This window comes from Enteractinococcus helveticum (assembly GCF_020742345.1).
Classification (GTDB): Bacteria; Actinomycetota; Actinomycetes; order Actinomycetales; family Micrococcaceae; genus Yaniella; species Yaniella helvetica_A.
Window position 1 is genome coordinate 92,481 of the sequence record NZ_DYXC01000072.1, and the last position, 14,865, is coordinate 107,345.

The 14,865-nt window shown below is 57.1% G+C and carries 11 protein-coding genes and 1 tRNA gene; 9 read left to right on the forward strand and 3 right to left on the reverse strand.

The window, feature by feature from the left end; all coding sequences use genetic code 11:
- The first annotated feature begins 64 nt into the window (after window positions 1-64).
- From K8V32_RS06310 to K8V32_RS06325, 4 genes are all read left to right on the forward strand, one after another.
- Window positions 65-3,154 carry a UPF0182 family membrane protein gene (locus tag K8V32_RS06310; protein WP_303904561.1) on the forward strand — a complete coding sequence of 1,030 codons (3,090 nt, stop codon included), beginning with the start codon at window positions 65-67 and terminating at the stop codon, window positions 3,152-3,154.
- A gap of 74 nt (window positions 3,155-3,228) precedes the next feature.
- A tRNA-Met gene (locus K8V32_RS06315) sits at window positions 3,229-3,302 on the forward strand.
- A gap of 331 nt (window positions 3,303-3,633) precedes the next feature.
- Window positions 3,634-4,941: a S1C family serine protease gene (locus K8V32_RS06320; RefSeq protein ID WP_303904564.1), complete on the forward strand. Its 1,308-nt coding sequence runs from the start codon at window positions 3,634-3,636 to the stop codon at window positions 4,939-4,941.
- Between the two features lie 16 nt (window positions 4,942-4,957).
- Window positions 4,958-5,716, forward strand: a complete 759-nt coding sequence (locus K8V32_RS06325; protein ID WP_303904568.1) for a PIG-L deacetylase family protein — start codon at window positions 4,958-4,960, stop codon at window positions 5,714-5,716.
- A 50-nt stretch (window positions 5,717-5,766) separates the two neighbouring features.
- On the opposite strand, the gene K8V32_RS06330 is transcribed toward K8V32_RS06325, so the two are convergent.
- The 3 genes from K8V32_RS06330 to K8V32_RS06340 are packed head-to-tail and all read right to left on the reverse strand — an operon-like array spanning window position 5,767 to window position 8,580.
- A complete protein-coding gene (locus K8V32_RS06330; RefSeq protein WP_303904571.1) occupies window positions 5,767-7,140 on the reverse strand; it encodes an anti-sigma factor domain-containing protein in 1,374 nt (457 codons plus the stop codon).
- 49 nt (window positions 7,141-7,189) lie between these two features.
- On the reverse strand, window positions 7,190-7,714 hold the full coding sequence (locus tag K8V32_RS06335) for a tRNA (cytidine(34)-2'-O)-methyltransferase (RefSeq protein WP_303904574.1): 525 nt from the start codon (window positions 7,712-7,714) through the stop codon (window positions 7,190-7,192).
- Window positions 7,711-8,580, reverse strand: coding sequence for a J domain-containing protein (locus K8V32_RS06340; RefSeq protein WP_303904576.1), 870 nt, complete (start codon window positions 8,578-8,580; stop codon window positions 7,711-7,713). The genes K8V32_RS06335 and K8V32_RS06340 overlap by 4 nt, the downstream gene beginning before the upstream one ends.
- Window positions 8,581-8,618: 38 nt before the next feature.
- Between K8V32_RS06340 and K8V32_RS06345 the strand changes: the two genes are divergently transcribed.
- The 5 genes from K8V32_RS06345 (at window position 8,619) to K8V32_RS06365 (ending at window position 14,857) form a co-directional block, all read left to right on the forward strand.
- Complete coding sequence (locus K8V32_RS06345; protein ID WP_303904579.1) at window positions 8,619-9,830, forward strand: cysteine desulfurase family protein; 1,212 nt, start codon at window positions 8,619-8,621, stop codon at window positions 9,828-9,830.
- A gap of 25 nt (window positions 9,831-9,855) precedes the next feature.
- Window positions 9,856-10,995, forward strand: a complete 1,140-nt coding sequence (mnmA, locus tag K8V32_RS06350; RefSeq protein ID WP_303904939.1) for a tRNA 2-thiouridine(34) synthase MnmA — start codon at window positions 9,856-9,858, stop codon at window positions 10,993-10,995.
- Window positions 10,996-11,005: 10 nt separating this feature from the next.
- Window positions 11,006-11,341 (forward strand): chorismate mutase, encoded by a 336-nt coding sequence (locus K8V32_RS06355; RefSeq protein ID WP_303904583.1) that lies wholly within the window; start codon window positions 11,006-11,008, stop codon window positions 11,339-11,341.
- Window positions 11,338-12,315: a hypothetical protein gene (locus tag K8V32_RS06360; RefSeq protein WP_303904586.1), complete on the forward strand. Its 978-nt coding sequence runs from the start codon at window positions 11,338-11,340 to the stop codon at window positions 12,313-12,315. Before K8V32_RS06355 ends, K8V32_RS06360 begins: the two co-directional genes overlap by 4 nt.
- Before the next feature lie 421 nt (window positions 12,316-12,736).
- Entirely contained in the window at window positions 12,737-14,857 is a 2,121-nt protein-coding gene (locus K8V32_RS06365) for an HNH endonuclease signature motif containing protein (RefSeq protein WP_303904589.1), read from the forward strand.
- The last annotated feature ends 8 nt before the right edge of the window (window positions 14,858-14,865 follow it).

A 14,865-nucleotide genomic window follows, 5' to 3' on the forward strand; every position in this document is an offset into this window, starting at 1 on the left:
TCGATAGAATTTCACTACTTTGTAATTAAACGAGTCGGGCATAGCCCGCAGATAGGGAACTACCGTGAGTTTCGGACAAGGATTCGGTGGCATTTTTGGCCGCCCGGATGATCCCTCCGGTGGCTCTGACGATTCCGGCGGGTCGAACCGCGGATTTGGTTTTTCGTCAGGCAACGGGGGCTCAGGAGACGACGACAAGTCACGACCGACGGGCGCGGGGTCGCGCCGTCCAGGTGCACTACTACTGACACTGATTATTCTGGGTGTCCTGGTAGTACTGTTCGTGCTGTTCGCCATGGTGTACACCGAAGTGTTGTGGTTTAACCAACTGGGGTACCAGAACGTCTTCTGGACCGAACACTTCACCAAGGCCATATTATTTGTCCTCGCCGGTGTGGTCATGGCCGCGATCACCTGGCTGGCATTGCACCTGGCGTATAAGCACCGGCCCAAAAACCTGGCCGGTCAGCTGCGTCAAAACGTCGAACAGTACCAGAAACAGCTGGAACCAATCCGCCGTCTGGTATTTATTGGCGCTCCGATTCTGATTGGTTTCTTCGCCGGAACCGCGGCAATGAACGGTTGGGAACAGGTACTGCTGTTCTTCAACCAGGTGCCTTACGGCATGGAAGATCCAGAATTTGGTATGGATCTAACCTTCTACATGGCCACCCTGCCGCTGCTGAGTACGATCATTTCGTTTTTGACTTCCGTCGTACTGGTTGCTGGTATTGCCGGCATCATTGTGCACTACCTCTACGGTGGGATTCGCATTGAAGATGGTACGGGTGTCACGGTGGAACGTGCCGCACGCTTCCACATTTTGATCTTCGCCTCCCTGTACATGCTGCTGCAGGGCGGGCGCTACTGGCTCAACCGCTACGAAACCCTGCAGGATCAATCCGGTAATTGGGCCGGTGCGCTATACACGGATGTCAACGCCGTCATTCCGACGTCGACCATCTTGGCCATCGCCGCCATTCTGGTCATCGGGCTGTTCATCGCCACCATGGTCAACGGCCGCTGGCGCTTGTCGATCATCGGTGTAGCCGGTTTTATTGTTGCAGCGCTGATCGCCGGATCAATCTATCCGTTTTTGATTCAGGAATACCGGGTTGCGCCAACCGAGCAGACCATGGAAGCCCCATATATTGAGCGCAACATCCAATACACTCGCGAGGGCTACGATGTCGCCGATGTCGAATACACTCCCTATGCGGGTGAAACCGAAACCGAACGCGGTGCACTCAGTGGCGACGGGGCAACCACCGCCAACGTGCGCTTGATGGACCCCAATCTGCTGTCCCAGACCTTCGGACAGCTGCAGCAGTTCCGTCCCTACTACTCGTTCCCCGAGACCTTGCACCTGGACCGTTATGAAATTGACGGTGAGGTTCGTGACACAATTTTGGCAGCCCGTGAAATTAACCCACCCGGGGATGATTCCTGGGTCAATCAGCACGTGATTTACACCCACGGCTATGGTCTCGTTGTTGCCGATGCATCGGAAGTTGCCGGCGGTGGCCGTCCATCCTTCCTATTATCAGGGATACCGACCTCAGGGGTATTAGCCTCCGAAGAGGATTACGAACCACGCATTTACTTCGGTCGTAATGCGCCAGAGTACTCGGTGGTCGGTAAAGAAGAAGGCCAACCAGACCGTGAGCGTGACCGCCCGCAGGAAACTGGCTCCGAGCAGGACACCGCATATACTTTCTCCGAAGAAGGTGGCCCATCCATCGGTGGCATATTCAATCGACTGGCCTACGCGATCAAATTCGGTTCCACCGAACTGTTCCTATCGCAGGACGTCAACTCGCAGTCACAGATTCTGTTCGATCGTGATCCGGTCCAGCGTGTTGAAAAGGTCGCTCCCTACCTTTCGGTCGATACCAATACCTACCCGGCGATCGTTGATGGTCGGGTGAAATGGATCGTTGACGGGTACACTACTTCGGATGCTTTCCCATACTCTGACCAGTCCCAACTGGAATCGGCAACCCAGGATGCGCTCAACGTTGATCCCAACCTCATTTTGAGTGGCCAGGTCAACTACATTCGAAACTCGGTCAAGGCCACCGTTGATGCATATAACGGTGAAGTCGAACTCTACGCGTGGGAACCAGAAGATCCGTTGTTGCAGGCTTGGATGAGCGTCTACGACAATACGGTCAAACCGTACTCCGAGATGTCGGCTGAGTTGATGGATCACGTCCGCTACCCAGAAGACATGTTCAAGGTCCAGCGCGAAATTCTGGCCACTTACCATGTGGATGATGCAGGTGACTTCTACGAGGCAAACGACGCCTGGTCGATCCCGGATGACCCGACCTCGGGCTCTGAAGCTGGCGTGAAGATCCCGGCTTACTACATGACCATGCAAATGCCGGGTCAAGAGCAGCCAGCCTTCCAGTTGACCACCCCGTATATTCCACAGGAACGCGAAGGTGTGGCCCAGCGAAACGTGCTCTACGGCTTCCTGGGTGCTAATGGTGACGCCGGAACCGGCGAGGACGGTGTCAAAGCCGAAACCTACGGTCACATGCAGATGCTGGAATTGCCTCGCCAGACCACTACCCCTGGTCCTGGACAGGCCCAGAACAACTTCAACTCCGACGACACGGTCTCACGTGAGTTGAACCTGTTGCGGCAGGGAGCATCTGATGTGATCAATGGCAATATGATCACCTTGCCAGTCGCTGAAGGCATCCTGTATGTCCAGCCGGTCTATGTCCGCTCGACTGGTGAAACCTCTTATCCAGTCCTCAGGAAGGTCCTGGTGGCATTCGGCGACAAGGTCGGTTTCGCTGACACCTTGGCCGAATCTCTTGATCAGGTCTTCGAGGGTGAATCTGGTGCCGAAACACCAGAGGAACAGCAAACCGAAGGTGCACCAGAAGGGGAAGAAGGTCAGGCCGAACCACCGGTGGCATCTCCGCCTGCAGAGCAACTGGCCGATGCGCTCAATGACGCCCGTGACGCCATGGAACGTTCTGATTCCGCAATGGCCGACGGCGACTGGGCAGCCTATGGAGAAGCCCAGGCGGATCTTCAGGAGGCGCTAGAGCGCGCACTGGCTGCTGAAGGCGATGAGGCCCCAGCCGAATCAGAAGGTGATGCTGACAACACTGAAGAACCAGTCCCAGCTGACTAGGGGATATAGAGTCCGATGAGCTAGTCCTGCGATTTGCATTCCATTTTCGCGGCGTGTACAGTAGAGAAAGACGCCGCGGGGTGGAGCAGTTCGGTAGCTCGTCGGGCTCATAACCCGAAGGCCGCAGGTTCAAATCCTGCCCCCGCAACTCAAGAGAAAAAGACCCTCGAGGAAACTCGGGGGTCTTTGCGTTTCCATACGCCCGGCACGGGCATCTTGCTTTGGTCAAAACCGATCCAAAACACCGCAGCCTACTATTTCGGATGTCCCAGCTGCGGAGCCAGAACTATTGCAGATCGACAAACATCAGGACTCAGTCGAAGTCTCCCGCTAACGTGACGTCTACAACGTTTTGCCCCACGCTCAAAGCACAGCGGACATATTGCCCGGATACGGGATATCTTCAGCAACTGTCAGGAAAACATGGTGGCAACACCCAGAATCCTGTACCAAAATAGAGCTGACAGGAAAGGACGATCATGTACGAGACTACGCCTTCACAACCGGAGCACAGCAACCCGTCGAATCGATACAACGGCTCAGCCGCCGATGCCGGTGAAAATGCTCCGCCACCACCACCTCCGTCTCAGCACGCGTCCTACCCACAACCTCATCCCAAACCCCACAATGCTGAACCGCGCTCAAAGAGCCGCATTGGGTGGCCAGTTTTCATCACCTCCATCGTGCTGGCCGGTTTGCTTGGTGGCGGCGCAGGGGGACTAGCAGTGCATTATCTCGACGACGGCGCACCGACCGCATCCAACGAGATTCAGGACTCTAACCAGCTCAACCGCACAGATAACATCACCCCAACCACGGAAGCCGCAGCCGTAGCATCGCCGTCAGTCGTGACCCTCTCGGTAGGTGGAGAACAGGCCGAAGGTTCCGGTTCCGGCGTCATCCTCGACGATCAGGGCCACATCCTGACCAACACCCATGTGGTCACTCTGGGTGGCCAAACGGCCGCGGCTAATGTGATGGTCCAAACCCACGATGGTGAAGTGTATGAGGCTCAGGTGGTAGGCCTTGATCCGATGTCAGACCTGGCCGTTATTAAAATTGATGCCGAAGGCCTTGAGCCCATCGAAATGGGTAGTACTGAAAGCCTCAACGTCGGCGACCAGGCCGTAGCCATCGGCGCCCCTCTGGGCCTGTCCGGCACAGTAACCGAGGGCATCATCTCGAATCTTGACCGCACCATCTCGGTCGCCTCATCTGCGGTACCCGAAGAACAGGAAACTCCACAAGAAGAGAACCCCTTTGAATTCCGGCTCCCAGACAATACCGAGGCACCCGCAGCCCAAGGACAAATTCATCTCAACGTCATTCAGTCTGACGCCGCCATCAACCCCGGAAACTCAGGTGGCGCCCTCGTTGACCAAGAAGGCCGTCTCATTGGGATCAACGTGGCGATCGCCACTCGTACCGAGGGCAACGTGGGACTTGGCTTTGCTATTCCAGTGGAATACGCACAGCGGGTCGCTCAGGAGCTGATTGAAAACGGCGAAGTCTCCCACGGGGTATTGGGTGTCTCGATCGTTCCCACAACGCAAGGCAACATCTCCTCGGGCGCCCAAATAGTCGAGGTGGTCGAAGACGGTCCAGCCGCCGGAACCCAACTGCAGCCTGACGACGTGATTACCGCGGTCAACGGCGAACCCGTCACGGATCCTGGCTCACTGTCGGCTACTGTGCGCCAATACCCGGGTGGCACAGAGGTGGAATTAACTGTGGTCCGCGACGGTCAAGAGCTGACTGAAACGGTCACCTTGGGCTCCACGAACTAGGGCTACACTATAAGGCGTGCTCAACCAACCTGTCTCTGCCGCTGACCTTGTCAAAAAGTCCAACATCACCCGTGCCCTGGCCATCGCCGCGCACCCGGATGACATCGATTTCGGTGCCGCCGGCACCATTGCGGCCTTGACTGATGCAGACGTAGAAGTCACCTATTGTTTAGTGACCTCAGGCGATGCCGGCGGGTTCGAACTGGACCATTCGCGCGAAGCGATGATCGCTCGTCGTGAGCAGGAGCAACGCGCCGCGGCCGCCGTCGTCGGAGTCTCTGAGGTGCGCTATCTCAAACACCTAGATGGTTACGTTGAACCCAACCACGAATTGATGGCGCAACTGGTGCAAGTCATGCGCGAAGTGCAGCCCGACGTCGTCATAACCCAACACCCCCAGCGCCACTGGGATCGGCTCCAGGCCTCGCATCCTGACCATCTGGCAGTGGGGGAGGCAACGGTTCGTGCGATCTACCCGGCCGTGGAAAACCCCTTTGCTTACCCAGAATTAGCCCACCTGCCGGCGTTTCGTATCCGACAACTGTGGATGATGGGTGCACCGAAGCAGTTGGCAAATCTGGCCGTGGATGTCACCGAATATGTTGAGCGCAAGCTTGATGCACTGCACGTGCATGCCTCCCAGCATCCGGACCCAGAATTTATGGATCATCGGGTGCGCACCGCGCTGCAAGAGAGCCACCCTGTGCCAGGGCGCGGCGCCGAAGTCTTTCACCTGGTCGCAGTCAATGACCAGACGACATTTGCTGGGTTCTAACCCGGTGCTGTCAAGACGCACCGGATCCTGCTGGCGCCTCCGGGCTTCGTCTACTGCAGTGGCATTTCGACCAGGGCGGTACTGGATGGGGTTTCGGAACCGGTCTCTGGTTCGACGGTGATCCACAACAGTTCGTAGTTGTTCACGCCGCGGAATTGGACGTCACCGTTTTCCAGTTGCTGGGCGGTGTAGGTGCCCACGGAGACCACCGAGCCGCCGGGTTCTTCAAATAGCCACACCTGGTAGCGCTGGTCTTCTTCTAAGTCCGCTACGTCACTAAACGACAGGTAGGCGACGTCTTCTTCAGCTGAAAAATGTCCGGTAACCGAGGCGCCATCCATGGTTGCTGACACACTGGTCTGATCGTCGGCATCATCCACGGCACTGCGGATGCGCTGGTCGCCGGTATTCAAAAAGATGACGGCGACGATAACCGCAATGAGCAATACTGCGCCAACGACAATGAACATCGCCCTGCTGCGGCGTTGCTGGTCGGGATCTTCCGCAACCTCATAGTCATCCACGGTCTCGATAAACTCGATGCCAACATTTTGTTCGGGCAATTGCTCCAGGACTGAATCCAACAGGTTAGCCGGTGGGTGGGCTGCAACCCGGCGATACGCCCAGGTGAGCATCCGTTGTAATAGTGCGGTCCGGGCGCGCAGCTGGGCTGCGGTTTCACGATCCTGACGATTAATCCAGGCCTCGACGGCCACGGCGTCGTCGTCATGTAGCGCCTGTAACGCATTCAAGGTGGCCAGTTCGGTACCGAGACCAACGTGTAAATCAGTTTCGACGTCGTCGGAGAACGCAGCCGTTTGTCCGCCCGACGACGACAAGGTACCGGTCACTCGAGTCGCCAGCAGTGGATCGGAATCCACCGACGTGCTGCCGGTGATCTCCGACAGGTAATGACGGGTTAACCGCACCGCAGCGTCGCGCAGGCGAGACTTTAACGTGGGCAGGGCGACGTCGAGCTCCACGGCTGCTTCTTCGACCGTGCGCCCGCCCAACCAGACGGTCGTTAGCGCTAATGCTTGAGCATCGGTGAGTGGTTCAAGCTCGCTCAACCGAGCGGCGATCGCGCGCATGCGGTCCACATCTCCCACGGAGGTTGCATCCGGACGGTGGTAGCGGCCAGTCTGTTGAGCGATGGAATTGATCCAGGCCACCACGGTGCGGTCGCGAGCTAATTCATCAGCGTGGTCGACGTTGAAATCGAAGGTGAAATGCGGAGCCTGGCGCCATAGCGTGACATAGGCGTCGGTCGTGGCTTGCAGTGCGTCGTCCTCGGCTGGGAATAGTGCGGTGAGCATGCCAAAGACCTGCGGCGAGGTCAGATCGTAGAGTGCCGCAAAAGCAGCCGAGTCGTTGTCGCCGGATTGGAACAGTAATTGCGCTGGGCCAGGAGTATGTGTTTCCATCACGTCTTAGCTTAGTAACTGCACTGTGTTCGTGCTGGCTCGGCGCGCCCTAGCGTGACGAACTGCCCGCGAAATCATACTGACGCCACGCCTCATACAGCGCAATTGAGGCTGAATTGGCCAGATTCAGTGAGCGCCGTCCGGTTTGCATCGGCAAATAGACGGTTTCGGTGATCATCGGATCGTTGAGCACATCCTCGGGCAGACCAACGGATTCCCGGCCGAATAGCAGCACATCCTGGGGCTGATAGGTCACCTCGTCGTAGCGTGCTTTGCCGGTGCCGGTGAAAGCGAATACGCGTTCGGGAGCCAGGGCGTCGAAGGCTTCGGCAAGATTTTTATGCACGGTGACAACAGCCAGATCGTGGTAGTCCAGACCGGCCCGACGCAGGTGGGCGTCGTTGAAATTAAAGCCCAGCGGTTCCACCAGGTGTAATTCGGCCCCGGTGATTGCGGCAAGCCGAATTGCATTGCCCGTATTGCCCGGGATCTCCGGGGTATGGAATAACAGCCGGAAGCCCGGATTGGTAGGGTCGGCGGATTTGGGTGCGGTGTCGTGTGGATTATGTGTCATAGTTTGGCGATGAGTTGTCCCATGGCGGCCCGGTCGACCACATTGTGATTGCCGGTACCGATAAATAGTTTGATATTGCGAACAGCATCCATGATTGACGCCGGAGGCTCGGTTAGACCAAGCGTATTGAGCGCATCGGGTGCCTGGATCGTCGGGGCGTGTGGATTGGTGGAAAATATGACGTCGAACCCACCGACTTCAAAATCGGGCAGTAATGTTTGCAGGCCCAGCACAGCATCGGTCAGATCTGGCAGCTCAATGCGTTTACGTCCAAGCAGATGTGTCCCATTGAATTGATACACATCCGGTGGGGCGTGCTGGACGCCGAACACCGCAAGTTTGGAACCGCCCAGCACCACGGTGTCTAAGACGAGTTTGCGGTCCAGTTTGACCCCGTGGAAAATCCGGACGGCGGGCAGTGCACCGTAAACCCGCGACAACAAGACCTCGGAGAGTCGTGCGTGCAGCGAACGCTGTTTTCGAGCGAAAAAACCGCCCGGAATTTTACCGTGGACAACCTGTTGGGCCAAGAGCGAATCCACATTTATGGGCGGATTGGTCGCGGTGCGAATGGGCCCATCAGCCAACGGCGGGATAAAGCGCACCGGCTCGGGCGTCGTCCTTGGTGTCGACGTCGCGGGGCGGCGGGGTTTGCGTTTCGGCCCGGCTTGCTGTGCGGAATCAAGTTGGGAGAGTTGTTTCCAGGCCTTGGAGATTTCGTCGAAGCGCGCTGCGTCACCACCGCGATCCGGGTGATGTTGTTTGACCAACGCCAAGTACGCCCGCCGGATCTGTCGCTTGGACGCCGAACGGTTGACCCCCAACACATGATACGGGTCGAATTGGTTACTGCGATTGTCTGGCACGGGCCATATTCTACCCGTGCTGTTCTAAACTAGAGGACATGTCCCGGATATATCTTGACCACGCCGCAACCACCCCGGTGCGCCCCGCCGCGCTCGACGCCTTTGTCGCGCAGGCACAACGCATTGGGAACGCCGCTGCCCTGCATTCCGCCGGGCGCTCGGTCAAACTCCAGGTCGCTGACGCTCGGGATCGCCTGGCGGTCACGCTGGACGCACACCCCAGCGAGATTATCTTCACTTCGGGTGGCACCGAAGCCGATAACTTAGCCATCAAAGGCCTCTACCGGGCCAATCGGGCGGTCGATGAGACCAAGAACGTCGTGATTGCTACCGGTATTGAACACCCGGCCGTAACTGATTCGCTGCAATGGTTGGAAACCCACGAGGGGGCCCAGCTGGTGGTGGTTGACGTCGATGCGGAAGGCTTTGTTGACCTCGACGCCTGGCGTGCCGCCCTGGAAACTCACCGTGGCCGGATCGCTGTGGCCACCTTGATGTGGGCCAATAATGAAATCGGGACCATTCAGCCTATTGCCCAGGTTGCTGAGCTGTGTGCGGCCGAGCAGGTGGATTTCCATGTTGACGCCGTTCAGGCATTCGGTGCCATTGAGGCAACCTTTATTCCAGGTATTACCACCATGGCGATCTCGGGGCACAAAATTGGTGCGCCCGTGGGCATCGGTGCGCTGTTGGTACGCCGGGATGCTAAACCGCTGCCGGTGTTGCACGGTGGGGGACAGGAACGCGATATCCGCTCGGGTACCACGGCAGATGCGCTCATCGTGGCCTTCGCCGCAGCAGCCGAAGAGGCCACCACGAATTTGGCCGAAGAATCTGCGCGCCTGGCCGGACTACGCGACCAATTGATCGCCGCCGTGACAGCCCAGATTCCCGAAGCTAAACTTCAGGGGCCTGCCGATGGAAAATATCGGCTGCCAACGAACGTGCATTTTTCCTTTGCTCAAGCCGAGGGTGACTCGTTATTATTTGGGTTAGACATGGCAGGTATTGAATCCTCCACGGGTTCGGCCTGCAATGCAGGAGTCTCACGACCCTCACAGGTAATTTTGGCCACCGGTCAGGATGAGGCCGCGGCCCGATCCACCCAGCGGTTCTCCTTAGGCCACACGACGACGCAAACAGATATCGACGCGGTAATAGCAACGCTGCCCGGGGTGTACCAGGCGGCTGCGAAAGCCGGGATGACAGCCCAACCATCCTCGATTCGCACGGCAAACTCCCACCGCTAACGAAAGAGAAGTTTTTATGAAAAAGTTGAAGGTTTTGGCAGCAATGTCGGGCGGTGTCGACTCGGCTGTAGCCGCCGCGCGCGCCGTTGACGCCGGCCACGACGTCGTGGGTGTTCACCTGGCACTGTCTCGCATGCCCGGCACCCTGCGCACCGGTTCACGCGGCTGCTGCACCATTGAAGACGCCTCGGACGCTTGGCGAGCCTGCGAAAAACTGGGCATCCCGTATTACACCTGGGACTTTTCCGAGCGCTTCCAGGAAGAAGTGGTTGAAGACTTCATTGATGAATACGCCGCCGGGCGCACCCCGAACCCCTGCATGCGTTGTAACGAACGCATCAAATTTGCGGCACTTCTGGAACGCGCCCTGGCACTGGGCTTCGACGCCGTCGTCACCGGCCACTACGCCAAGGTTATTGAAAATGACAACGGTGAACTCGAACTACACCGCGCCGCCGACGACGCCAAAGATCAGTCCTATGTACTCGGGGTACTCACCGCCGAGCAGCTCAAGCACTCGATGTTCCCGCTGGGCGACACCCCGTCAAAAGAAATGGTACGTGCAGAAGCCGCCGAACGTGGCCTGTCAGTCGCCCAAAAACCTGACTCGCATGACATTTGCTTCATCCCCGACGGCGACACCCGCGGTTGGCTGGAAGAAAAGATCGACATGACCCAAGGCGCGATCGTTGATACCCAAGGCGATCAGGTCGGCACCCACCCGGGCGCTCAGGCCTTCACTATCGGACAGCGTCGCGGCCTGGCCATCGGCAAACCAGCCGAGGACGGTAAACCCCGCTTCGTATTAGAAATCCGGCCCAAGGAAAACACCGTCGTGGTAGGCCCACGCGAAATGCTGGCCGTGGATCGCATCACCGGTATCCGCCCCTCCTGGGCCGGGGCCCCGATCGCCGAAGAAGCCACCGGTCAATGGTTCAACTGCCACGTTCAGGTCCGCGCCCACGCCGAACCGGTACCCGGCCGCGCTCGCGTGACCACCGGAGATGTTGACGGGGTATCAGACGTCGTATGGGAAATTGAACTCGACGAGACCATACAAGGCGTTGCCCCAGGTCAAACTGCGGTCTTATACCAAGGCACCCGCGTGTTAGGTCAGGTAACAATCCACAAGTCAATCAACGCGCAGCGCTTGGCACACGTTTAGACTAGGAACCATGACTTACGATTCCACGGCGTCGTCACTGACGGGCACCACCGATCCGGCTATCCTGGATGAACTCCTAGCCATCCGTTCCAGCATCGACAACATTGATGCCACCCTGGTGTATCTACTGGCCGAACGCTTCAAATGCACCCAAAAAGTTGGTCAACTCAAAGCCCGCCACAACCTGCCCCCATCCGATCCGGAACGGGAAAAAGCGCAAATCACCCGGCTGCATGAACTCAGTCGCGACGCTGATCTCGACCCAGCATTCGCCGAGAAATTCTTGAACTTCATTATCGAAGAAGTCATCCGTCATCACAAAGCCATCTCGCAGGAGCAACGGTGACCCACCCTATCGGGCTGGTTGATGGCACATTTGCCGGCACCAACCCCCATGCGGTCTACACCCTGCAACTCAACGAGCTTGGTGCACCCCATATCCCCGCGCTGGTTGAATTGCCCGACGTCGGTCCGCACGCCACCGGTCTTGGCAAAGTTATTGCCAACCTCGGCTTGCCCTTCGAACTGCGCCCCTACGGGTGGCAACTGCAGCGCGGTGAGCGTCGCAACGCCGCTATTCAATGGCGTGCTGTAGCACACCGCAACTCCATCATTCAGGCCATGGCCGATGTCGCTGCCGACGACGACGTCCCCGCCGTTTCCGTACGCCTGCTTGGACCCATCAGCCTACTGATTGATGCAATGTTGCCATCCGGGCAGCGAATCCTGCGCGATGCCGCAGCGCGAACCGAAGTGGCTGCGGCCTGGGCCGAAGGTACGAGCGAACTCATCGCTCGGATTCACAGTGTGCTTGGTGCACGAGTCAGCTTATTCGTGCAGGAACATCGCGCTGACGACGTCGTCAACGGCACCATCCGTTCGGCATCTGGGGCAGATCTTGAACGTGCTGTAGACATCAGCGAAATTCGGTCTTACTGGCAACAGGTCGCAGAGCTAGATGCGGAAGTATTTTTTGAAACTCCCGCCGCGGTACTCCCTGATGCCGCGCAGATCGGCTCCGTTGCAGTGCATTGGCCAGTGGGCCGAGATGATCAAACGGAACAAACCTGGGAACTCATAGACAAGCTTCTGAGCACAGATAACCCGGTTGCCTTGCATCTGCAACGACGGCCAGATGTCGAGCGCTATGCCGAAGAATTAATCCAGCAGTATCTCGACTGGGGATTAGACCCGGTCAACCTGGAACATGTGCGATTCGTATATCAGTTCAACTCAGAAACCGAAGTAGCTGTTGGCTCGGGTCTTGAAGCATTGCGCACGATCGCCGGTCACGCCGGAGGATACGCCAACAGTCTCTAGTCTCGTTTTTTGATTCGCATATATAAGGCACTACCTCAGTCCAAGATCGCTGAGGTAGTGCTTTTTACTGTTTAACGCAACATCGCTGCTGCCTGGACCGAAAGCACCAAGGAAGTCGTTACTACAGCCTCACCCCGCGGAAAGCAACTGTGTCTCGTGAACTGTGGAAACTCCCGGTTTTTCGACATGATATCCACAGATACCATGACACGTGATGACGAGACACCAAAACAGTGATATACACCTTTTATTATCTATACAAGTATGTTAAATGCCAATAAAAGTATTGTCCTCTCAGTGATCATCCTGTAGAATAGGTGCTATAAATCATTCAATCCATTTCTTTACTTCTCACCTCGACTTCCCAGAAAATTCTTGGAACACAGATATGTGTGTTAAATAGCCTTCGAGAGGATGCGTCATGGGCACCACCGCTTTTCCAGACCTTGGAATTGCCGTGCCGATGCCTGCGGAACTCGATCTTGAGGCCATCGACAATCTCAGTGTTGGCCAGTTGGCGTACTTGACGGCGGTAACTACCCAGAAGTTGTCGCAACGAATAGCGGATCCAGCCACGGCCCACGAATTCGCCCAATATCGTAGAGCTTCTGGAACAGACTGGGCAGGTCATGTGCCCCAAGGTGCCCATGACAATAGTGAAGCCGAAGTCTCACAGGGAGATACTCCCACGCAATCTTATCTATCAGCGCGATCCGGTGAAGATGATCCTACCGACGCGGATGGCAATCCCATCATTAGTCCACGGCCGTTGCCATCACCGCCAGAGAACCCTTACGATGCCATTCCTTATATTGCTGAGATGTTGCGGCGAACCCAACATTCGCACGATGCCGTTATCACCGGTTTTGCTCGGCACTTACAGCCCATGTTCCAGGCTCAACCTGAATATTTCGGTACGCCTGAAGGCGTTCAAGCGTTTCGGGATAGCACCGCGTATTTCAAAGACGTCTTTCGGTTCTCTGGACAAATGACCAAAAAGATTCACGCTCGGCTGCCCTATGTCACCTGGAATCCCGGCCAAGATCCCACCATGGGTGTGCATCAGCCGAAATTGATCCAACTAGCCAAAGCGTTTCGTGATGGTCAAATTCCGGCTGAGAATCTGGACCGGATCGTCTGGTTAGACAAAGATCTCACCAAGCACGTGCGCTCTACCAGTGCATCCCTGGACGACAAGGATGATGTACTGCGCGAATTTGAGCCAACATTAGTCGAGGCAGCACAAGTCTCCAACCCGGATGCATTCAACGCTGCCCGCCGACGGTGGGCCGATAAGATCGCTCATGCGCTGGATGCCGATGGGCCACCCATTGCCCACACACTGCGCAAACAAGCCGATAATGTCATCCGCGATCAAGCCTACGCTGACGGGTCAGGCAAAATCTGGTTGCATGCCACCCCAGATGTCTTTGCCCAGTACAAGCATTTCGTCGTCAATCAACTCAACAAAAATGGTGCCCCAATCACCCCGGATGAACAACTGACCGAATGGCTGCATAGCCCTGCTGAAGAGCAGTCCGATAAGCCGGAAGCAAAATCCACTGCACAGCCCACAGACCCCCAGAGCGGCAGCAATAATTGCAACTCTAAGCCCAACGAAGACACCCACGCAACCAGGAATCCCGAGGATCCTGTCGAAGATGCCGGACTGTTTGATGATTTCGAAGCCGACCATCCACTCACTACAGCCACGCTGGATGATCTCAGAATTGATCACGACCCCGATGCAGTCGTGGCCGAAGATGCCCAAGGCAAGCCGGTTAGTCAACAAACCCTTGATGATATTGAAACGTTGACCCCCGGACAGCTCCTCAGCACGATACTCATCGGAGCGATGAAAGCCATCTTCAGTATGGCCCCCGACCAACTACAAATAAAACGCTCCCACGGGGCCGATGCCACCTTAGTGATCGTCCAGGATATTGAAACCGCCTATCAGACCCTCGGCATTGGAGCCATCCCAGAAGACGCCCGACGACCCAAAGGCCCCGACGGGATCATCCCCACCGTGATACAACGCGAAAATCCAGATAACCCCACCAGTCTGTGTCGAAACCCCAAGCATCTGCCGGGCGCCAGCCCACCAGCCCCGTGGACCGGGTATATCTCCGAAGCTCTCAATATTGGGCCCGTACATCCACAACATACCCAACAACTGGCCTGCGGCAGTCAACTCGTAGGCCAAATCTGGAATGACCACCACAGTGTGCTCAACCAGCGCCGCGCCTACCGCACCTGCACCCCATCCCAACGCCGCGCCGTCCTGGCCCGGGACCGCGGATGCCAAGCCCCAGGCTGCACCATCATCGCCGCATGGTGCCAAATCCACCACCTCAAAGCCTGGAAACGCGGCGGCAACACCGACATCGACAACCTCATCACACTGTGTGCACACCATCACGCCGCCATCCACAACGACAAATGGACCATCCACACCATCAACGGCACCCACTACTTCCAACCCGCACCATGGCTCGACCCCACCCAACCACTCCTACGCAACATCCACTGGGCACTATAACGACTCCG